This window comes from Acinetobacter legionensis, assembly GCF_048552295.1.
Taxonomy (GTDB): domain Bacteria; phylum Pseudomonadota; class Gammaproteobacteria; order Pseudomonadales; family Moraxellaceae; genus Acinetobacter.
In genome coordinates, this window is the sequence record NZ_JBIMCW010000013.1 from 59,135 (window position 1) to 79,593 (window position 20,459).

The following is a 20,459-nucleotide window of genomic DNA, read 5'->3' on the forward strand; positions in this document are numbered from 1 at the left end:
CCAATCAATTTGGTTAATGGCTCTTTGAACCACCAAGCTAAAAGCAAGATGGTCAAGCAGATGTATGAAATTGATTCGCTATTCATGCTCACCTCGCAGGGTCTTTTCTAATTCATCAATACAGGATAAGAACAAGCCACCTATCCACCTTTGATCATCTTGAAAAGTTTCTTTAGCTTGCTTTCTCCAATTTGAGGTAAAGTTTTCAATCCGCTTGTCTTTCTCTTCAACCTCCACCTTTTGCTTAGCAAGCAATTGCGTTTGATTTAAGAGAGCTTCGGCCATTGCGTCGAATTCAGCCTGTCGGGATTGCCAACCCGCTTTAAAATAATTCTTATATGTTGGTTGTTCGCCCTCAATTGTTGCCAAAGCTTTAGGAAGTCTTTTTTCCTCCCCTAATGCTTTAAATCCATCAATAAGTTCTTGTTTTTGTTTATCGAACTTTTTATTAAACTCAATGATTAACTTATCCATGACGTTCTGCCTCCAAACGATGACCTGCTTTAATTTCTTCGGGGTCAGCGTGTCTGCAACTCCAATCCCCATTTTTTATAGCTAAAGACAATAGAGAGCCGTCTGGAGGGAATTGAATCAATCTATCTCTAGTTAGTGGGTGATCTAAAACCACCAAATCCACCAACTTCGTACTCGGACTAACATGATTGCGGATGTCTGTGGCGTTGTCTGTGTTGTCGCAATCAACAAGTGCGTAATTGTCGCCATAACAAAAATCAATTTGTCCTAACCTATTTTTAATCTTGTAGCCATTGCCACCAACTGGCATTGAATCAAAGCCAACTACTTCAAATATCTCTGGATGTGGTGATTTTCTATCAATTCCCATATAGCGAATATGGTCGCCAATTTTGAACTCTCGGTCATGGTCAGCTATGGCAGCTCTCAGATCATCCAAATCAAATACATGTGTATCTGTCTCATAAGCATCACAACCCTCAGGCGCACCATCCACAATCTCCCTCGCCTTCTCAATCCCACCCACTTTCTCAATCAAGTTTTCAGAGTTGTTTATAGTTGTCATAGTGCCACCACTCCACAATACTTTTCTGTAATCTGTTTAAGCTTAGCTCTCTGTACCTTTTGCCATTCAGCCCTATAAGCTTTTCGATATGCTTTTTGATCCAATTCATTGATTTCTTTCTTCAATCTTCCTTTGATTGCGCTTTCGTTGATTGAATAGTCGAAACTCAGCAAATGCTTTTTAACTCCATCCCATCGATCTTTCTTCATCACAGTTTCGCCATACATGGTTGACTTCAATGTTGTTGCTGAAACACCTGTCAACCTTGCAAGCAACGCAATATCGCCATGTGATGCCTTGGAATGAAACTCTTTGAATATTGAAATCTGTTCGGCGCTTAAATCAGCTTTAGCCTTTCTTTTTACAGCCTGTGATTGAGCGTCTTTGATACGTTTACGCTCTTTATCACTCTGTCTTTTTGCTTCAATCTCAGCTTCAGTTTTAGTTCGCTTAGGTTTTAATTCTTTCTTAGCCTTAGCCTCTACAATTGCTGCGCCCATAATCTGTTTCATGTGCGATTGAGCATTTGATTTATTGAACTCCTGCTTAACCTCTTTTGAAACACCATAAGGCACATGTTCGATCTGACCACCACTGCTTAAGAATTCTGACAAATCCCAAGCTGAACGATCTTTGATGTAAAGGGATTCGCTATTGGTTCCCGTTCTCATACCGCCACCTCGAATAAGTCAGGCTGTCTTTCTTTCTCAATTCCAGCCGATGCAATACGCTCTTTAGCAATTTCGAAATACTTTTCTTCTTTCTCAATTCCAATAAAGTGACGACCAGTATTTACGCAAGCTACGCCAGTGGTACCGCTCCCCATTGTGTTGTCTAAAACAGTCTCACCGTCATTTGTGTATGTGCGAATTAAGAATTCACAAAGGGCAACTGGCTTTTGTGTTGGATGAAAGTTTGATTTCTGCTTATCACTGCTAAAAACTTGTACTGAACGTGGGTACCGCTCAGTAGAATCATATGATTTGATATTTAATTGCTTACCATAATGTTCTGAACCAATATCCTTTCTTTTTGCTGTTTTTCGCTCATAACCATAAGTTTTTTGAGCGTTATACGTTGGTTGTGATTTATAAAAAACCAATGCATTTTCATGCGCTCGAAGTGGTTGCAACTTAGCATTCAAGAAACCTGTCGCAGCTGGCTTTTCCCAAATCCATTCATACTTAAACAATTTAAGATTTGAGCAAGCAAGTACTGCTGTGAATGGTTGAGCGCCAAATAGAACAATTGCCCCATTAGGTTTGATTACTCTCTCATATTCAGCCCAAAGTGGCTCAAATGGGATAACAGCATCCCAACTGCAGCAAGTTGTGCCATAAGGCAAATCGCAAAGAATCATGTCTACAGTACCGCTCTCGATTTCTTTCATTCGCTCGAGACAATCACCAAGCATTAGATTGAAGTCTTTCATACCAGCTCCCCTTGCATCATTTTTCATAGCACACCACCCTCTACAATTGACACAAAGCGACAAATATCTAAGCGGTCTTTAACTCTGGTCACTCCACGCTTGCCATGTCGATTTTTAGCAACAATAATTTCAGTCACACCAGTAGGTAGCTCATCTTCCCCATTGATTGGATGTACTAAAATAATTTGATCTGCATCCTGTTCGATCTGCCCTGATTCTTTTAAATCAGATGCTTTAGGACGTTTGCCCTTCTCTGATTCACGATTCAGCTGAGCCAATGCAATCACAGGACAATTGAATTCTTTCGCTAATGCTTTGAGGTCACGACTGATTGAACTCACTTCTTGATAGCGATCTTTCTTACTTGGATCACGAACAAGCTGTAAGTAATCAATAACGATACAACCCAATTTTTTATACTTACGACGCGCTTTCCGTGCGTATGAGTGAATTTCGGCAATCGTCGGCTTCTGCTTGTCTTCAATGTGAATCTTCAACTTGCTAAATTTATGCTGTGCTTCAGCAAAGTCTTTGAGCATGCCGTCATAAAGTTCAGCATTGTGGATGTTGTCGTATGGAATACTCGTTAAAGCCGAAATACAGCGATTTGTGAACGTCTCAACATCCATTTCCGCTGATACCACCAACACAGATTCATCAAAACGTAAAGCCGTCTGAATCGTTACCATTTGAGCCAGTGTTGACTTACCCGATCCAGGGCGACCACCAACAACACAGAAGTGACCTTTTTGAATTGTGCCAATCAAGTCATCAACAGTTTTTAAATTGAACTGAACACCTGAAAACGTTTTATTTACTTTCGCTTCAGCTTTTGCCATCAGTTGCTTGCCCGATAAAACCAAAGCTTCCTCGAACGTAAAACTTGTTTTTTCAGCCTTGTCGCTTCCTGTAGATCCATCCAAAATGGTTTCAGCAGCAATGTGAACATCGGGGATTGTTAAATCTTTTGCAATTTCAGAAATGCTATAGCCGATTTTTTCAACTTCACGGTGCGCTTTGAATTTATTTAGTTCAGCAACATAGGTTTCAAGGTTGTAGAAACTTGAAGGTGCTTCAGTGGTCATTTGTTGCAAGTAGGCTGTACCACCGATCAAGTGAAGTACATTTTTTTGATTGAGTTGTTGTTCAACCATCACCAAGTCATACGGTTTGTTTTCATGTGCTAATTCTTGAATCGCATTGAATATTTGCTTGTGTCGTTCAGGAAAGAAACCATCCACGTCAATGTCATTTGCAACAATCTCAAAAGACTCTGAAACCGTCATCAAAGCAGTCAGTACGGCTTGTTCCATCGGGATATTGTGAATATTCGACATTACCAATCCCCTTTGTCTTCAGTAAAGTTTTGAGGGATTTGTATTTCTTGTTGACCAACAAACCGATCACGAATATTTAAATCTCGCTTAACCCATTTCACAAAGTTTGAATACATTTGGTTATCAGTAAGGTGACCGGATTTGATTCGATTTTCGTAGTGCGGATTTACTTCAAGTAAAATTTGATTAACCAATTCTTGAGTCATTGGCATTTCACCAGATCTTTGCAACCAAAAATTCAAAGAAGTTAAATCAGGTGTCCAGATTTCTAAAACTTCATCGACTGGATTTTTTGAATTTTGATCACTCTCTTTATTATTCTCTTTATATATATATTGTGAGTTTAGTAACGACACTAGTTTCGGTTTAGTTTCTACACTAGTTTGGTTTACTAACTGAACTGGTTTAGTTTCTACACTAGTTTCATTAGTAAACCGATCTTTAAGTGAAATTTCATTTAATTTATACGATTTTGTACCTTGTTTTCCAGTACCAACTACTGAAATTACACCCAATGAAATTAGCTCTTTTAAGCCATTTGATACTGTTGGGCGACTTAGTAAACGAGACCCAATCAGATCTTTATCGCCCTGCAATTGAGAATAACTGATGTAATCAGTTTCTTTTTGATAACCATTAATTTTTGTTTCGAGTTCTGCATACACATTACGCGCGGCATCGCTCAAAAAAGGCATGACCTCTTTGCGATACAAGCGACTCGACATTATGTAGCCATTGTCGAATTTATCGCTAAACATAGGCTTTTCAATCTCGATTTGAGGTTCTGGTCGTGGGAACTTTAGAAGTGCGTTCATACAACCCCCTTAGCTAAACATTTTTCAAAATAAAACTGTTTTAACTGGATAGGTAACTCGATCCCAATATTCATAAGTTGTTTAGCTTGTGAAGGCGAAATTATTCCCTTGATTGGTGAGTTGTAAACAGCAGACCTAAAGCGCAATTCTTCAATATCTGCATTGCATTTCATTGAGTTGCACTGATGGCAAGAGCAGACATAGTTTTCAACATGCTCAAACCACATCTTGCTTCTAGGTTCAAAATGATCTACACGAACTTTTGTAAAACAATCTAAAACCTTTCCGCAATAAGCACAGCGTTTATCACTAGCTAGCCAAAGCTTTTCTCTAAACAGTTGTGTAAACCCACTACTTTTTTGTGGTTTAATCTTTTCTAGAAATACTTCCAAAAGATCGTTATTTCTTGCAAAAGACGGATGATTCATACACCACCTCGCATTACAAAAAGTGCCAACTCGGTTTTAGCTTTCGCCACAGACTGAGCAGTCGGAAGTGAGCGCTTTTCAGCGTGTTCTTCCACTGCCTTTTGAAATAAATAAATCTTTCGCTGTAGCTCAATGTCTGTTAGAATTTTATGCATATTCATTTCCATCTCGTTTTGAATATATGAAGCCTGATCTCAACCATCAGGCTTTTTCTATTTCTGTACCTGATGTGTACTTCTTCATTTGCTTTAATGCTGCTTGATCTACAGCGGTCGCCAATTCAATCAGATGCAATGTCAATTGATGGATCTCTTCATATTCTTGGGGTGTTACTACACCATCCTCATACGCTTCATAGACAGCTTTGTTAGTCTTTCCTGACTTAATGTTATGCTGCATCATTGCTTCAAAGATGGACAACTCATGATGTTTGCTGCGGTCACAAGTCACTGGGACTAATGCAAAACCAAGTTCATGCGCCCAAATTTTTAATAAGGCTGGATTTTGGGTGTAATACAGAATTGCTTCTAACTTTTTAATACTGGGTAAATGGTTCGGCATATTGATATTTGCGTAATTGCAAATTGTGTTATGTGAATCTCCAAGTACCTGCGCAATATCCTTAGGCGTAAAGCCTGGTGTATTACTTATCATTTGCCAAATTGCGTTTTGGGCTTCTCGGCTTAAATTAATTTCCATATGTGAATCCTTTGTATTTATTCACGTTTATTTTTGATAGTTAAAAATTGATACTTCAACAATCCAATTCTAAGAAATAGGCTTGTTTACAACATGAGGAATATCTGGTTTAAGAATCAAAAGACCTCGAGCAGAAATTTCAGGAACGTATTCACCCCATTGGCTGATTGCAGCTCTAGATACACCAAGACATCGAGCAAGATTTGCAGCGTCTGCATATGCAGCAATGGCATCTGCGGTTTTGATGATTACTTCCATGGCATAATCCAAACAAATAAAATGTTAAGCAAAGTTAACCATACTTTATTTAAATTATCAAGCACACTTAATTATGAAAAAGTTAAGCTAGCTTTACTTTGTAAGGTAGAGTTACTATGAGCACCCTTCAGGAAAGATTTGCTTTAGCTATAAAGCACTATGAAGAATCTAAAGGTAAAAGATTCGTTAAGGCCCATTTAGCGGATTATTGTGGTGTGAGCAGACCAGCTGTTTCTGAATGGATTGACAAGAATGTTCAAACACTTGGACAAGATAATGCTGAGAAAGCGGCTAAATTTTTGGGTGTAAACCATAGATGGTTAAATGGGTTGAGCTCAAAAATGTTAGAGGATGTTGAAAGTTCTAGTTCCGAAAGTACACAGCAGGATGAAGGTGTACCTGTTATCACATGGGAATCCCCTGATGATTTAGACCCTAATAAGTATGTAATTATTCCTCATGTCGAAGTGAAGTTTTCAGCTGGTAACGGTCATTTGGCTGCCTACGAACCCAGTCAAAGAGATATGGGATCTGCGCATTTGTTAAGTTGGGTTCACAAGAAAAAGATTTCACCAAAGAATCTAATGACTGTTGATATTGATGGAGACAGCATGGAGCCAAACATTAAAAGTGGTAGTGTGGTGATGCTTGATAAGTCAGTCAATACACTTGATCAAATCCAATCTGGAAAAGTATATGCAATTCGATATGGAAATGAATTGAAGATTAAGAGACTCTCTCGTCGATTTGATGGTGCATTAATTATTGATAGTGATAACCCACAATATCGGCGTGAGATCGTTGAACCAGATCAGCTTGAGCATATTAGTGTTATAGGGAAGTATGTTTCCCATACATATGATGGTGATATCTGAATGGTTTTGTGTGGAATCAACTAAAATTCACAAATAAAAGAGAACATTATGATCGCAACACTTAATAAATCCAAAACTGCACTAACAATCAATCGTCAAGAATTTAAATTGGCATTAGCTAAAATTGGCGCAGGAATTGATAAACAAATAGCCTCTCTTAAAAAAGCTAAACAAAGCTATGATCCTGCTGAAATTGCACAAGAAGTCATTAGTGAGGCAAATATCTTTGAAGCAATCATTGAAGGCTTTAACGAAGCTGAAGAAACCAATCTAAAGCTGGCAGATATAACCAATCTTGAGGTTGCACAAGGATGGATTGATGAGTTTTTGGAAAATTATTCAGAAGCTTAATAAGCCAAAAGCAATTTTTATAAGAAGAATCTAAGATGAATAAATTTGACTACATGAAACTAGGGATAATTCTTATTGCTGTTGCCCTCTGTTGGGTTTCAATCGTTTTTTAAACTGCGAACCCGACGCAGTCCTTTAGAAGTGATCGGGTGGATGAAAAAAAATGGCTAAATCAAAATGTGGTTCATGTAATTCAACATCATTTGAATTGCTGGAAAAAAGTGATATTAAGGGCTCTGCGTATCCAGTTGCATTTATTCAATGTTCTTCTTGTGGTGCTGTAGTTGGGGTTCTTGAGGAGAAAAACTCAGAATGGCTTTTCTCTCAACTTAGAAAAAGGATTGAAAGTGTAGAGGCTATTGCTGCAAACATAGATAATAATATTGTTAAATTACCTAAGCTTGTAAAACAAATATTTAACCCCAAGAAGAAGTAACTAATTCTTACTTAATGCATATTCTTACTTAATGCATAAGTTCCTGTTTCTTTATTTCCTGTTATCTTGGTTTTTTTTAGTGATCGCAACTCATTATTCTTGAATAGTTTTTTTTCAATAGCTTTAATGCTGTGAATAATATCTTCAGCATCTTTAGCGCCTGATTGAATAAATTCAATCACAAGCTTTAGTTTTTCATTGTGATCTAACATGATGAAACTCCATCTAACCCACCCAGCGTGGGTTTTCTTTTGTCTATTAAAGCATAAAATTAAATACACTTTACAATTTAATTGTTAATTGCACTTTACTTTATTTTACTTGTTAAGTATGCTTATTTTCATCAGCTAATAAAAAAGCGCACTGACCTTTGACCATCATGTGCGCTTTTCCAAACAACAGGTGAATTATGAACACAAAACCAAATTCAATCAATCCCATTGTTACACATCGTGTACAGCCTATGGGTTTTCTTAAAGTCGCTGCAGTAAGTGGTTTATTCACAGCAGGTGCTATTGGTCTTACATATGATCAAAAGGCCTCTGAATACAAGCCACCTATCTCTACTCCTAATGTAACGCCATCAATTTATAGCGTTAGTGCTCTAAAGCTTACCTCTGAGTCTTCTGGGAAAGCAGTTATCAAACTTGATAGCTTCCTAGTTTTAGTCAGTTTTGATTTTGAATCTCATCAAGATGGTTACGGTGTACCTGGTTCTGAATTCACTGCAGTTGATATTACAAACTTGGCAATTGAAAAAATCACAGATGTGAACGGTAAAGACTGGAACGACTTCACAGATTATAACGATCACCGAAATATCAATCAGATAATTATCGGTTATATCGAGCGTAACCGTTTGGTGGAGGCTATCTAATGAATACTCCTACACAAAAATTCGCTGAATTCCAAAGTAGTGAAAATGGTCAATTCCGTATGCGCCTTGGTCACTCTGTCTATGTGCAAAAAGGCAATGATGTTTACTGGATTAATCGGTCTGGTGTTTTGGTTCTCGTTTCAGAAGAAACACATGCAACAAAGCCGTGGATTCGAGAAAACTTTGAACGTGAGCGCAAATTCCAAAAGCGTAAAGCTAAAGCTGAATTATTCAACCAACCTTGCTTTAAGCGCACTCCCTATTCTCCAAATCAACGTATTGCTTATAACAATACGAAATATAATTAAGGGGTTAACACCATGGCTCTAAATATTATTACACCCGCTCAACCTATAGTAGTAAATGCAATCAAGGTTTACTTCTATGGTGATCCTGGTATGTACAAAACAACACTGGGTATGACTGCAAATAAACCTTTAGTTATTGACGCAGATAAAGGTGCTTATCGTACTGGTGCAAATCGACGCGGTGATGTTGTCGTAGCTGAAAGCTGGATGGATATTGCAAATATTACTGAGGTTGATTTAGCACCATACAATACAGTGGTATTTGACACCATAGGTCGTGTACTTGATTTAATTAAATCACATCTTGCAAATAACAATAAAAACACTAAAAGCGATGGTTCGTTAAAGCTAAATGTTCAGGGTGTAGCAAATAACATGTTTAGTTTATTTGTAAATAAGCTTATTGGTTTTGGCAAAGATGTAATTTTTATTGCCCATGCAACAGAGGATAAAAACGACACTTTAACTCTTGTACGTCCCGATTTAGGTGGTAAGAACCGTCAGGAAATTTATCGCCTTGCTGATGCTATGGCTTACTTGGCAGAGGAAACAGATAGCCGTGGTAATTCCAATAGAGTTCTTAAGTTCAAAGGTGGTGAAGGCTTTCATACAAAGGATTCAGGAAATTTGGGGAATGTGATTGTTCCTGATTTACGTAAACCTGAAAATTCTCAATTTATGGCTAATCTTATTCAAGCAACCAAAGATCATCTAAATACCTTAACACCTGAACAACAACAAACCATGAAGCTTCAAATGGAATGGGAGCAATGGCAGAAATCTTGTAGCGAGGCTCAGTACCCTTCTGAATTTAATGTTCTTTTAGAGGGTTTGGATCAGCAACACCCATTCTTTAAAGATATGTGGGAATGTATGAAGCATTTTGCTTATCAAATAGGCCTAACCTACAACAAAGAAAAGAAAAAATGGCTGGAGTTGGAAGTTTTACCTTCAATCATTTCAGATACACAGCGCGATGAGCTTCAAACATTTATATCTGAACGTGGTTTAGATATTAAAGATATCTGTGAGCATTTTGGCTTAGATGCACTCACCCAAATTGAAGCAAGCAAACTGGAAGCTGTTAAAGCTGAAATCGATCAAATGGCTAAAACGAGTATGTCTGCATGAGCGCATTAATTTTAGATACTGAAACCAATAGCTTAAATGGCTATCCAATTGAAATTGCACATATCTCCTGTTCTTTTGAACAAGGGATATTGCGGATCGATGGTAATTCGGCCTTTGATGAGTATTTTTCTTGCCCTGAGCCTATCGAACTTGGTGCCATGGCTGTGCATCACATACTAGAAAGCGACATAGCGGACAAACCAAGTTATGAAGTATTTCGCTTGCCAGAGAATACAGAGTACTTGATTGGCCACAATATCGATTACGACCTTAAGGCAATCAAGCTTTGTGATTCATCAATTAATGTAAAAGGCATATGCACTTTAGCTTTGGCACGTATGGTTTGGGATGAATTAGAAACTCATAACCTTACAGCAATGTATTACCACGTTATGAGTACTGATTTAGAAAAAGCTCGTAAACATTTGCGAAATGCGCATAACGCTCGCTGGGATATTTATTTCACTGGTGTGGTTCTACAAGCAATCGTCGAAAAGCTTGCAATTAAAGACATGAATTCACTTTATCAAATGTCTGAAATTGCCCGCATTCCTAAGCGTATTAACTTTGGTAAACACAGAGGTGAGCTCATCGATGAGTTACCAGATTCATATATCGACTGGCTACTCAAACAACCCGAACTAGATCCCTATTTAATCAAAGCTTTAAAAGGACAAAAATAATGCATACTTTTAATGGTGTTGAAGCAATTTCCGCATTGCAATCAGGTAAAACAGTTTTATGTCGTCATATTGGTGGATTGCTCGATTTTGATGAGCTAAATCAATTCCCTGCTACAGTATTTTTTACAAATGATCATGAATTCTGTATAAAACGCGAAACTTTAACTTTGGCAGATATTCAGTTTACAAAACCTGTTCAGCCGCATGACTTGGAATCTGGCCAAGAAATTTTTATTGTGATGCCAACATGTATCTTGCGTACTAAATACGATCCAGAACATGGAGATATAAGTTTGAGTGTGGCAAATGGATTTGCTCAATTAGATGCTGAGAATGCACAGCTGCAGCTTCAGGCGTTTGGTAAGTCTTTTGGCAATATGATCACAGAAATTGAAGTTAAAGACGGTTTCAGTGAAAAGCCTAAAAAAGCTAGAAACACCAAGAAGAATGTTGAACAAGAATCGCCACAAGTAGTGGAGACAAAGCCTGTTATATCTATAGAAACCGAATTGCAGCTTTACCTAGATGGCTTACGTGCTTGCTCTACTGCTACTGAGGTTGAAAGCACTTTATTGAATGTTGATAAGGTGGATTTTTCAGCAGAACAAATACTTGAAATTACGATGGCCAAAGAAAGCAAATTAGCTGAATTTAGCCAGCCTATCGAAATCGTGTCTCAAGAAAATGTAACCATTTCAGAAGATCCACTCCTTTCCGATGATAACTCACTTGCATTACATCCATATCAGTCAGTTCTTGATGAGCTATTGGAGCGTTTAAAGATAGTTAACACTCCTAAAGAAGCAAATGCCCTTTATAAGTACACCATGCACTGGACCGAAGAGGAACGTAAGCCAGTTATGGATGCTATTCATAAACGTTTGGCTGAATTCAATCCACCAGAAAAATCACAATCATCATTGATGGTAAGGATTCAAGAAGCAAAAACTTTGATTGAACTTACAAAACTTGAAGATGAAATAAGCGAATGTGATCCTCAAATTCAGGAACGTTTAATGAGCTATGTAAGTCAACGGCGTTCAGACCTCATGATGAAAACAGACATTCCATGGGAAGCTAAAAATTGAAAACTGTAGTTAAAACCAAAAACTTAAGAGCTTTTCAAATTTGGTTGGAAAAGCTTGGATATGAAGTCAAAAATCTCAAATTTAAAGGTTTCACGGCGCGCATTAGCGACCGTGGAATCAAAAAGAAACATCACTATGTATTGGTAACTGATGGCTTAAATGGGAATACAGCAGCTTTTGAATTAGGTAAGGAATTTGAAGAGCACTTATCTTCACCAGATATAACTTTGAGGACTAAACATGGAAGGGTTTCTAATGTTGCTTGAAGTGATGATTTTATTAAATGGGTTCGTAATTATTAAATTAGATTTATGGTGGATGTAATGGATATAGCAAGTTTAAAACTTGAAGGAACACCTGCTGAAGTTGCAGAACAACTGTTCCAGCAAATGATTGGGCCTATGTTTGAGCATCTAAAAAAGACAGATCCACAAATGGCAATTGAATTTGGATTTTGCATAGCTGGTAATGCGATCGCTAGTTATATGAACAGTCTTGATGATGTTAATCAAGCTGAAAGGTTAATTATAAAATCTACTCTTTCTATGGCTAATGATATTAAACGCTCTAGAAAGAAAGCTTGTTGAGGTAATGAAATGGGTGCGCTAAAAATTGAATCAGAGTCTCTTCAGCATTTAACCAATCTTGTGGAGCAACTAGTAAACCAAAAAGAGGAACGTAGAATTGGGCGAGCCGAATTCGCCCACTTACTAAATATAGAGCCTGAAACCTTAGACCGTAAAATCAGGGAGGGTTTTATTACCCGCCCTTTTAAGGATGGTCGTAAGAGTTATTGGTTCTTGAGTTATGTTCAAACCATTGTAAAAGATACGACAAACAGTGCTAATATAGCCACCAATTAAGGTGGCTTTTTAATATCCAATAATAAGTTACCTTAAGCACATTGAGTACAGAATTGAGTACGATTTAGCACTAGTTTAAAATTAGTTTTAAAATTCAGAAGGTTAAGTTTGATATGCTTCTAATGATCGATAATTACGATAGCTTTACGTATAACATTGTCCAATATTTTGGCGAGTTAAACCAAGACGTTAAAGTTGTTCGCAATGATGCCGTGACCTTAGAGGATATCGAACGATGGCAACCAAAGTACTTAGTGATTGGTCCCGGTCCTTGCTCACCATCTGAAGCAGGAATTTCTATCCCTGCAATTCAGCATTTTGCAGGAAAAATTCCAACACTCGGTGTATGCCTAGGTCACCAAGCGATTGGTCAGGCTTTTGGCGGCGAAATTGTGCGTGCCAAAACAGTGATGCATGGTCGTTTATCTGACATGTACCATAGTGACCAAGGGATCTTCAGCAACTTACCTTCTCCATTTTCAGCAACACGTTATCATTCACTTGTGATTGATCAAGCCAGTGTGCCTGAATGTCTTGAAGTCACTTGCTGGACCAATGAAGCAGATGGCTCTATTGAAGAAATTATGGGTGTCAAACATAAGACATTGCCAATTGAAGGCGTGCAGTTCCATCCAGAATCCATTCTGAGTCAACATGGTCATCAGATCTTTAAAAACTTTTTAGAAATTTATGCTTAATGTGTGTAGTACAAGATAATGAATATTCAACAAGCTTTAAATAACATCACTAAAAATATCGAACTCACTCAACCTCAAATGGAAGAAGTGATGCGGACCATCATGCGTGGTGAAGCCACAGATGCCCAAATTGGTGCATTTATGATGGGACTTCGTTTAAAAGGTGAAAGTATTGACGAAATCACCGCTGCAGCACGTGTAATGCGTGAGTTTGCAATTAAAATTGATGTGGGTGATATCCCGCATTTAATTGATATTGTTGGTACGGGTGGTGATGGACAGAACCTATTTAACGTCTCTACTGCCTCTTCATTTGTTATTGCGGCAGCAGGTGCAACTATTGCAAAACATGGAAATCGTGGTGTTTCCTCTAAATCAGGCTCGTCTGATCTTTTAGAACAGGCCGGGATTAACCTTGATTTAAATATGCACCAGACAGAACGATGCATCCGCGAAATGGGGGTTGGTTTCTTATTTGCCCCAAATCATCACAAAGCAATGAAATATGCTGCTGGTCCACGTAAAGAATTGGGATTCCGCAGTATTTTTAATCTCCTTGGCCCGCTTACGAATCCGGCTGGGGTACGACGCTATGTGATTGGTGTATTTTCTACAGAATTGTGCCGTCCTTTAGCGGAAGTTCTAAAACAATTGGGTGCTGAACATGTCATGGTGGTTCATTCAAAAGATGGATTAGATGAAATCAGTTTAGCTTCATCAACCTATGTTGCCGAACTAAAAAATGATGAAATCACGGAATGGATGATTCAACCTGAAGATGTAGATATTGAGTCTCAGACCTTAACTGGTCTTTCTGTTGATAGTGCTGCTGAGAGCCTAGCATTAATCAAAGATGCGCTCGGTAAGAAGAAATCAGCAAAAGGTGAAAAAGCAGCCAGTATGCTGGCATTAAATGCAGGTGCTGGAATCTATGTTTCAGGTCTGACCAAGAGTTATAAACAAGGTGTCGCTTTAGCGCATGATATTATCTATGGTGGGCAAGCTTTAGAAAAAATGGGCATTTTGTCTGAATTTACCAAAACACTCAAAGAGTATGAAGCTTAAGGATTAGAGGACGTTACCATGGTGGATATTGCCAATACAATGTTGGGTAAAATTGTTGATCGTAAATACGAAGAATTTGCTCAACGTTTAAAGCAACGTAGTTTAAACGATGTAGAAGTGCTTGCCCAAGCTGCAACACCTGTGCGAGGTTTTGCGAAATCTTTATACAGTAAACGCCCAGGTGTGATTGCTGAAATTAAGAAAGCCTCACCATCAAAAGGAATAATTCGTGAAAATTTTAACCCTGCTGAAATTGCTCAACAATACCAGCAAGCTGGTGCAGCCTGCTTATCTGTTTTAACAGATTTAGATTTCTTTCAAGGTGCTGATGAAAATATTCAGATCGCACGTAGTCACTGTGAATTACCTGCGCTACGTAAAGATTTTCTGATTAATCCTTACGGCGTTATCGAAGCGCGTGCTTTACATGCCGACTGTATTTTATTGATTGTGGCTTGTTTGTCAGATCAACAACTTGAAGAAATGTCAAAGACCGCATTTGAGCAGAACCTTGATGTTTTGGTCGAAGTTCATGATGAAGCAGAACTAGAACGTGCATTGCAACTTTCAGAGCATTGTTTACTGGGTGTAAATAACCGTAATTTAAAGACCTTTGATGTCGATTTAAATACCTCATTGCGCTTGAAGAAGTTACTACCACCTTCACGTTTACTGATTACTGAAAGTGGTATTGCAACACCAGATGATGTGCGCATGATGCAAGAACACGATATTCATTCGTTCCTTGTGGGTGAAAGCTTTATGAAACAACCACGCCCTGATCATGCATTTAATGCTTTGTTTGGTCTGCCTGAAACAGTGTAATTAAAAGTCAAAGGGTGAGTTCGCTCACCCTGTTTTCATATTTCTCCCACTCCCCCTATAAATTTTTCAACTCCCAACATTCAGGTCATGATCAAAGCAGATATAACTGTGTGAATTCAATTCAGTTCAAATTTGACAAGATTCAGACTATACTGAGCGCCTAATACCGTCCATTTACTGTTTTTTGCAATTATGAGTAAATCTGATTCCACATTCTCTAAATCACAGCTTGATTTATTAAAACAATTCAAAAAACAAATCACTCCTCCTCACTCTTCAAAAGTTGCAGTGCAACCTGAAAGTAAGAATGCCCAAGTAACAGTACCTGAGGAGTTAGATGATGCTGATTTGTTTAAAACCGCACTTGGCGGTGTAACCAAACTTGATAACGGCAATATTGCCAAAATCGAGCGTAGTGATTTGCGCAAAAAACCTGATGCAAAAACCCTTGCCAAACGCGCGGCGGCTGAAGGTGCATTTGAAATTAATGATGCAGAATTGTCAGATACTCAAGCGATTTTAAATCCTGTTGCAAGTCAGGCGGCTTTAAGCTATCGCATCGCAACACTACAACATAAAGTTTTTGAAGACTTAAAAGCTGGTAATCTACGCTGGTTTGAAGCTGTTGATTTACATGGTTGTACTGTTGAAGAAGCGCGCTCTGCTGTATTGCAAATCATACAAATGGCAAAAGATGAAAACCAAAATGTCATTAAAATTGTCCATGGCAAAGGCCCAGAAGCCATACTCAAAACTTATGTGAACGGCTGGCTTCGTCAACATCGTGATGTTTTAGCTTTTGTAAGTGCTCCTGAAAAACAAGGTGGCACAGGCGCAGTTTTAGTTTTACTGAAACGTGCTGAAAGAAATCCAAAATTAAATGGAAATCCATGATCATTCGTTTTAAATGATCAAAACTCTCATAAGTGTCGGTTTATCTTGTAATTAGAAAATATTATTCATTTTTCTGATACAATGCCGTCCTTGTTCAAACCGTATAAGTGAACACGTTTTATGTCTATGCAGCAATCCTACGCGAATATTTTAACTGCCGTTGGCGAGGACTTAGACCGTCCTGGTCTGAAAGATACGCCTATGCGTGCGGCTAAAGCTTTTTCGTACTTGACGTCTGGCTATAGCAAAACGCTAGAAGAAGTGACCAATAATGCGGTCTTCCCTTCTGATAATGATGAAATGGTCTTGGTAAAGAATATTGAATTTTATTCTTTATGTGAGCATCATTTATTGCCTTTTCATGGTCGTGTACATATTGCCTATCTCCCTTCTGGCAATGTTTTAGGACTGTCTAAATTTGCCCGTATCACAGAAATGTTTGCTCGCCGTTTACAAATTCAAGAACAGTTGACCAAACAAATCGCAGATGCCGTGGCTGAAGTTACCCAAGCACGTGGTGTTGCTGTGGTCATTGATTCAGCGCACATGTGTATGATGATGCGTGGTGTCAGTAAACAAGAATCGACCACACGTACTGTGTCATTTGTTGGTGATTTTAAAACAGATAAAGAAGCACGTCGTGAATTTTTATCTGCCGTGCCTGAAGCACACTAAGACGGATCATTCAGTAAGCAATATAAATATCAAAGCCTCATTTTATTGAGGCTTTATTTTACGATAGGGTTTTACAATGTCTTTAATTTGGTTGGCAGGTCATGGTTTAACTCACAGTGAAACCAGTATCGACTATCCTCGTGCAGAACGGTTGGTTAAAGGAAATCCCAAACGACTCACGCAAAGTTTGTATGAACATCCCAATATGAATTGTGGTATTTGGCAATGCGAGGTTGGTGCATGGGATATTCAATTTGCAGACAATAAACAGGAATTTTTTCAGCTAATTGAAGGTATTGTTCGTTTGCACGATAAAAACACCTCATCATTTGTAGAAATTAAAGCTGGTGAAGCAGGAATTATCCCGCCTTCATTTATCGGTACATTTGAAGTTATTGAGGTAGTTAAAAAATATTTTGTTGTGGTTGAAGTTTGAGTCAGTAAAACTGGTGACTTTTTTTGATGATCAGTGCGTTCAAATATAAGCTTTTTTATATTTTTTGCTTTCCTATAACTTATATTTGTAAAACATTCGCTTATTGTCCACTTAAAACTATATGATTTAAATTATCTTAGCCTTATGCCATATTTTAAATGAAAAATTTACTGATCTTTATTTCAGCGTTAACTGCCACTAGCGCCTTTGCCGACAATCTAAATGCCAACGAATTAAAAGATGTGCAAAGTGTCATTAAATTATTTAAAAATAAAAATATCACCGCGATTTCAAATAACATTACCTATCCCTTACATCGTGAAGAACCCATCCCAAGTATTGCCAATGCAACTCAGATGAAACAACGCTTTAACCAAGTGTTTGATACTCAACTTATTCAAGAGATCGCCAACTCAAAACCATCACAATGGGAAAGTATGGGTTGGCGTGGTGTGATGCTCAATGGTGGCACACTATGGTTAGATGGTCATAAAATTAAAGCCATTAACTACAGTAGTGATGCTGAACAAAAATATAAAGCACAGCTGATTTCACAACAAAAAAATCAATTACATTCATCACTTAAAAATTTTAAAACACCTGAATTACAGTTTAAAACAGCCAAATTTCAAGTGCGTATAGATGCCATGCCCAATGGTAAATACCGTTATGCATCTTGGGGAACAAAACAGTCGCAAGCGACAAAACCTGATCTGATTTTAAATCAAGGTCGTGTTGAAATGGATGGTTCAGGCGGCGATCATCACTACATTTTTAACAGTGGTACATATCAATATGTAGTTTATCGTAATGTTTTAGGTACAAGTGAAACACCAGATGTCACATTAGAAGTCACTCAAAAAGGCAAAAAGATCCTTTCTCAAGCAGGCAAATTATTTAAATAGTTTGTATCAATGATTGAGCTGAATCATTTTTCTCAAGTTTTTTTAATTCATACAGATTTAAAGCTTATCGAGCAAATCACCATAATGAAATGAACTGCTCGATAAGCTGTTCAAAATCATTTGCTGTGCGATATATCACAAACACACAGCCAATCCTTTAAATATGATATTTGATTATTTTTTTTCAGCCAATTGATAAATCAATTGCTCCATTTGTTGCATGTATTGACGATTCTCATGGTCCCACGGATGGAAGTTTGGACGGAAATAATCGATATAATTTCCCAATTGCTTTCTTAATACGCCTATACCGCCAAAGGTATAATGATAGGTCTTTTTCCAGCTGGATAAATCGCTTAACTTCCCTTCTCCTTTAACAATGGTTAAAAATACAGGAATCACTAAGCCCCAGAACACAATCGTTGCGACCACCAATCCAAAACTACGAACAGCATAGGCATAAGAACCATGCCCCATTGCAGTATTCCATACATCAAAAGCTACAGCTTTATGTTCGGTTTCTTCAAAAGCATGCCAACGCCAAATATTGGCATAATGTTCTTCAGCGCCTTCAAATAACTCAGGTGTGCGTAATACAGAATCTGCCAATAAAGCGGTAAAATGTTCTAATGCAATTGTTCCACTGAGCCAAAAATATGCAGGTAAATGCTGTTTAAGCAGACCAAAAATCTCTAAAACCAATGCTTCAAATTTTGGTGCAATCGGTGAGCGTGCAAATAAGGCTTGGTTATATTCTTCATGCTCACGTCCATGCATCGCTTCTTGACCAATAAATGCAGTCACTGCTTTTTGTAATTCAGGGTCTTGGACTAAATCACGATGTGCCCTTACCGCATCAATAAAGAAACGCTCTCCAATCGGCAAGACGATAGAAAACGTATTTAGCAATGCGGTAAAAATTGGACCTGCGGCGGTATGCCAATCTGCGATTCGCTCCGCAGGTAAGTTAAATCTGACATCACGGCGAATAGGTAATGGCTCATGATATACACTCGATTTAATAAATTTTTTTAAAATGCCCATGGTTGATCCTGCCTCTGGCTGATTATCATTTTTTTAATTTAGCTGGTGCGCTTATTAGAATTTTACTTAACTGGGTATAATTCCATAGGTCATTTCGACTCATTTACATGTCATTGCATCTCTTTTTTTCTGATATTTCGATCGAATAAGTCTCTCGAAGTATGTCGATATATGCTTGCGATACCATCAACAGCATGATCTAAATTGTGTAAAAAGTTGATCGTCCAAATGCCTTTTTCTGTTCAAAAATAGACTTTGCTAAAATGCCACATCAAGCATATTTAATAAAAATACTGAGTTATAACGTGGATTAGTTATGCAACATTTAAGTGAGATGCTTGCCATTATTCAGTTTATTTTTCTAAATTTGGCCATGTCCAAGAAGCTCACTCTTGAATAAATTTGTGCATTAAGAAAGCCATGCCTTATAAAACTAAAACATTGCTTTCCTGAAGGTATAAAGAATTTAACAATTAAAATAATAATTTTTTTAGATGCTCATCGCTTTGTAATGGAACCACATGGTCATCTTTTAAATCTACACCCGAAAGTTGTAATTTGAATGAATTACGCATCAATGCCATTAAACGCTGTGTGGCAATTTGAATACTCAGCCCCGCAGGTCTTACATTGGAAATACAGTTTCGGCTGGAATCCAAACAACCTTTTCTCGCTTTCCACGTATAATAGATACCCATACTATCAGGTGAACTTAAACCAGGCCGTTCACCAATTAACATAATTAGCAACGGCGCATTAAAACTTTGTGCCACTTCATCACCTAATGCCACACGGCTACCTGTCGCAATCACAATAGGGGCAAGTTTCCAACCCTCAGTATCAATATGTTCACGTAAAGAATTGATATAAGCAATCGCATTCTCCTCTATTGCTCGCGCAGATAAGCCATCACCAACCACGATACATACATCACATTGCTGTGGGTGCTGCTGCACATAAGTCTTGAGCTGAGTTTGAGCCTGTTCCGATAACTCACGTCCCAAATCGGGACGTTTTAAATATACTTCTTTGTCAGTTGCTTTACTTTCCACAATGAGACTTTCAAATTTTAAATCTCTAAGCCGAGCTTGCATGTTTTCAGTATCTAATTGGTGAAAAACAGCATCTTTGGCCTGTGCGTGAGAGAGTTGAAACTTAAGCAATTCTTGGGTTGGAATGCTACATCCTACTCTTCCCATCGCAATTCGGGCATCAGTATATTGTTTTAACTTATGCCAAGGATCTTCGTGAAAACCATTTGGAAAAGTTTCAAGTTTTGAGAGCTTCATGATTTACT

At 38.0% G+C, this 20,459-nt stretch carries 31 protein-coding genes; 18 read left to right on the forward strand and 13 right to left on the reverse strand.

Annotated features, from left to right (window positions below; translation table 11 throughout):
- Window positions 1–78: 78 nt before the first annotated feature.
- The 10 genes from ACG916_RS11905 to ACG916_RS11950 form a co-directional block, all read right to left on the reverse strand.
- The gene (locus tag ACG916_RS11905; RefSeq protein ID WP_314339333.1) at window positions 79–474 is read right to left on the reverse strand and encodes a hypothetical protein; all 396 of its coding nucleotides are present in this window, start codon (window positions 472–474) and stop codon (window positions 79–81) included.
- Window positions 467–1,039 carry a hypothetical protein gene (locus tag ACG916_RS11910; protein ID WP_419327853.1) on the reverse strand — a complete coding sequence of 191 codons (573 nt, stop codon included), beginning with the start codon at window positions 1,037–1,039 and terminating at the stop codon, window positions 467–469. Before ACG916_RS11910 ends, ACG916_RS11905 begins: the two co-directional genes overlap by 8 nt.
- Window positions 1,036–1,710, reverse strand: coding sequence for a hypothetical protein (locus ACG916_RS11915; RefSeq protein ID WP_419327852.1), 675 nt, complete (start codon window positions 1,708–1,710; stop codon window positions 1,036–1,038). Before ACG916_RS11915 ends, ACG916_RS11910 begins: the two co-directional genes overlap by 4 nt.
- Window positions 1,707–2,471, reverse strand: a complete 765-nt coding sequence (locus tag ACG916_RS11920; RefSeq protein WP_419330345.1) for a DNA-methyltransferase — start codon at window positions 2,469–2,471, stop codon at window positions 1,707–1,709. The genes ACG916_RS11915 and ACG916_RS11920 overlap by 4 nt, the downstream gene beginning before the upstream one ends.
- A gap of 23 nt (window positions 2,472–2,494) precedes the next feature.
- On the reverse strand, window positions 2,495–3,808 hold the full coding sequence (locus tag ACG916_RS11925; protein ID WP_419327851.1) for a replicative DNA helicase: 1,314 nt from the start codon (window positions 3,806–3,808) through the stop codon (window positions 2,495–2,497).
- Window positions 3,808–4,623, reverse strand: coding sequence for a hypothetical protein (locus ACG916_RS11930; protein ID WP_419327850.1), 816 nt, complete (start codon window positions 4,621–4,623; stop codon window positions 3,808–3,810). Before ACG916_RS11930 ends, ACG916_RS11925 begins: the two co-directional genes overlap by 1 nt.
- On the reverse strand, window positions 4,620–5,051 hold the full coding sequence (locus ACG916_RS11935; RefSeq protein ID WP_419327849.1) for an HNH endonuclease: 432 nt from the start codon (window positions 5,049–5,051) through the stop codon (window positions 4,620–4,622). The genes ACG916_RS11930 and ACG916_RS11935 overlap by 4 nt, the downstream gene beginning before the upstream one ends.
- Complete coding sequence (locus ACG916_RS11940) at window positions 5,048–5,206, reverse strand: hypothetical protein (RefSeq protein ID WP_419327848.1); 159 nt, start codon at window positions 5,204–5,206, stop codon at window positions 5,048–5,050. Before ACG916_RS11940 ends, ACG916_RS11935 begins: the two co-directional genes overlap by 4 nt.
- Before the next feature lie 46 nt (window positions 5,207–5,252).
- Entirely contained in the window at window positions 5,253–5,750 is a 498-nt protein-coding gene (locus ACG916_RS11945; protein WP_004720015.1) for a phage regulatory CII family protein, read from the reverse strand.
- Window positions 5,751–5,819: 69 nt separating this feature from the next.
- Entirely contained in the window at window positions 5,820–6,008 is a 189-nt protein-coding gene (locus ACG916_RS11950; RefSeq protein WP_234623921.1) for a Cro/CI family transcriptional regulator, read from the reverse strand.
- A gap of 116 nt (window positions 6,009–6,124) precedes the next feature.
- Here ACG916_RS11950 and ACG916_RS11955 point away from each other — a divergent pair, with 116 nt between their 5' ends.
- The 3 genes from ACG916_RS11955 to ACG916_RS11965 all read left to right on the forward strand — a co-directional run bounded on the left by ACG916_RS11955 (window position 6,125) and on the right by ACG916_RS11965 (window position 7,670).
- Window positions 6,125–6,883 (forward strand): LexA family transcriptional regulator, encoded by a 759-nt coding sequence (locus tag ACG916_RS11955; protein ID WP_348961002.1) that lies wholly within the window; start codon window positions 6,125–6,127, stop codon window positions 6,881–6,883.
- A 48-nt stretch (window positions 6,884–6,931) separates the two neighbouring features.
- Window positions 6,932–7,234, forward strand: coding sequence for a hypothetical protein (locus ACG916_RS11960; RefSeq protein WP_419327847.1), 303 nt, complete (start codon window positions 6,932–6,934; stop codon window positions 7,232–7,234).
- 163 nt (window positions 7,235–7,397) lie between these two features.
- Window positions 7,398–7,670: a hypothetical protein gene (locus ACG916_RS11965; RefSeq protein WP_419327846.1), complete on the forward strand. Its 273-nt coding sequence runs from the start codon at window positions 7,398–7,400 to the stop codon at window positions 7,668–7,670.
- Between the two features lie 11 nt (window positions 7,671–7,681).
- Here the strand turns inward: ACG916_RS11965 and ACG916_RS11970 are convergent, their stop codons facing one another.
- Window positions 7,682–7,882 (reverse strand): hypothetical protein, encoded by a 201-nt coding sequence (locus ACG916_RS11970; RefSeq protein ID WP_419327845.1) that lies wholly within the window; start codon window positions 7,880–7,882, stop codon window positions 7,682–7,684.
- Window positions 7,883–8,079: 197 nt separating this feature from the next.
- Between ACG916_RS11970 and ACG916_RS11975 the strand changes: the two genes are divergently transcribed.
- The 15 genes from ACG916_RS11975 to ACG916_RS12045 all read left to right on the forward strand — a co-directional run bounded on the left by ACG916_RS11975 (window position 8,080) and on the right by ACG916_RS12045 (window position 18,118).
- On the forward strand, window positions 8,080–8,547 hold the full coding sequence (locus ACG916_RS11975) for a hypothetical protein (protein WP_419327844.1): 468 nt from the start codon (window positions 8,080–8,082) through the stop codon (window positions 8,545–8,547).
- Entirely contained in the window at window positions 8,547–8,855 is a 309-nt protein-coding gene (locus ACG916_RS11980; RefSeq protein WP_004820819.1) for a hypothetical protein, read from the forward strand. The genes ACG916_RS11975 and ACG916_RS11980 overlap by 1 nt, the downstream gene beginning before the upstream one ends.
- 12 nt (window positions 8,856–8,867) lie before the next feature.
- Window positions 8,868–9,986 carry an ATP-binding protein gene (locus ACG916_RS11985; RefSeq protein WP_419327843.1) on the forward strand — a complete coding sequence of 373 codons (1,119 nt, stop codon included), beginning with the start codon at window positions 8,868–8,870 and terminating at the stop codon, window positions 9,984–9,986.
- Window positions 9,983–10,669 carry a 3'-5' exonuclease gene (locus ACG916_RS11990; RefSeq protein ID WP_314341410.1) on the forward strand — a complete coding sequence of 229 codons (687 nt, stop codon included), beginning with the start codon at window positions 9,983–9,985 and terminating at the stop codon, window positions 10,667–10,669. Before ACG916_RS11985 ends, ACG916_RS11990 begins: the two co-directional genes overlap by 4 nt.
- Window positions 10,669–11,757 (forward strand): hypothetical protein, encoded by a 1,089-nt coding sequence (locus tag ACG916_RS11995; RefSeq protein ID WP_419305837.1) that lies wholly within the window; start codon window positions 10,669–10,671, stop codon window positions 11,755–11,757. Before ACG916_RS11990 ends, ACG916_RS11995 begins: the two co-directional genes overlap by 1 nt.
- On the forward strand, window positions 11,754–12,023 hold the full coding sequence (locus tag ACG916_RS12000; RefSeq protein ID WP_105712914.1) for a hypothetical protein: 270 nt from the start codon (window positions 11,754–11,756) through the stop codon (window positions 12,021–12,023). The genes ACG916_RS11995 and ACG916_RS12000 overlap by 4 nt, the downstream gene beginning before the upstream one ends.
- A 57-nt stretch (window positions 12,024–12,080) precedes the next feature.
- Window positions 12,081–12,344, forward strand: coding sequence for a hypothetical protein (locus ACG916_RS12005; RefSeq protein ID WP_419305835.1), 264 nt, complete (start codon window positions 12,081–12,083; stop codon window positions 12,342–12,344).
- A gap of 9 nt (window positions 12,345–12,353) precedes the next feature.
- Entirely contained in the window at window positions 12,354–12,620 is a 267-nt protein-coding gene (locus ACG916_RS12010; protein WP_419305833.1) for a hypothetical protein, read from the forward strand.
- A gap of 113 nt (window positions 12,621–12,733) precedes the next feature.
- Window positions 12,734–13,318 carry an anthranilate synthase component II gene (locus ACG916_RS12015; protein WP_004724599.1) on the forward strand — a complete coding sequence of 195 codons (585 nt, stop codon included), beginning with the start codon at window positions 12,734–12,736 and terminating at the stop codon, window positions 13,316–13,318.
- Between the two features lie 18 nt (window positions 13,319–13,336).
- Entirely contained in the window at window positions 13,337–14,383 is a 1,047-nt protein-coding gene (gene trpD / locus ACG916_RS12020; RefSeq protein ID WP_336954012.1) for an anthranilate phosphoribosyltransferase, read from the forward strand.
- A gap of 18 nt (window positions 14,384–14,401) precedes the next feature.
- On the forward strand, window positions 14,402–15,208 hold the full coding sequence (gene trpC / locus ACG916_RS12025) for an indole-3-glycerol phosphate synthase TrpC (protein ID WP_336954013.1): 807 nt from the start codon (window positions 14,402–14,404) through the stop codon (window positions 15,206–15,208).
- A 192-nt stretch (window positions 15,209–15,400) separates the two neighbouring features.
- Complete coding sequence (locus ACG916_RS12030) at window positions 15,401–16,102, forward strand: Smr/MutS family protein (RefSeq protein ID WP_419327842.1); 702 nt, start codon at window positions 15,401–15,403, stop codon at window positions 16,100–16,102.
- Between the two features lie 126 nt (window positions 16,103–16,228).
- Window positions 16,229–16,777, forward strand: a complete 549-nt coding sequence (gene folE, locus ACG916_RS12035) for a GTP cyclohydrolase I FolE (protein ID WP_171064926.1) — start codon at window positions 16,229–16,231, stop codon at window positions 16,775–16,777.
- A 76-nt stretch (window positions 16,778–16,853) separates the two neighbouring features.
- Window positions 16,854–17,213, forward strand: coding sequence for a cupin domain-containing protein (locus ACG916_RS12040; RefSeq protein WP_336954016.1), 360 nt, complete (start codon window positions 16,854–16,856; stop codon window positions 17,211–17,213).
- 158 nt (window positions 17,214–17,371) lie between these two features.
- On the forward strand, window positions 17,372–18,118 hold the full coding sequence (locus tag ACG916_RS12045; protein WP_336954017.1) for a hypothetical protein: 747 nt from the start codon (window positions 17,372–17,374) through the stop codon (window positions 18,116–18,118).
- Between the two features lie 174 nt (window positions 18,119–18,292).
- Here the strand turns inward: ACG916_RS12045 and ACG916_RS12050 are convergent, their stop codons facing one another.
- Window positions 18,293–19,162, reverse strand: coding sequence for a metal-dependent hydrolase (locus tag ACG916_RS12050; RefSeq protein ID WP_419327841.1), 870 nt, complete (start codon window positions 19,160–19,162; stop codon window positions 18,293–18,295).
- Window positions 19,163–19,635: 473 nt separating this feature from the next.
- Window positions 19,636–20,451: an ethanolamine ammonia-lyase subunit EutC gene (gene eutC / locus ACG916_RS12055; RefSeq protein ID WP_336954019.1), complete on the reverse strand. Its 816-nt coding sequence runs from the start codon at window positions 20,449–20,451 to the stop codon at window positions 19,636–19,638.
- Between the last annotated feature and the right edge of the window lie 8 nt (window positions 20,452–20,459).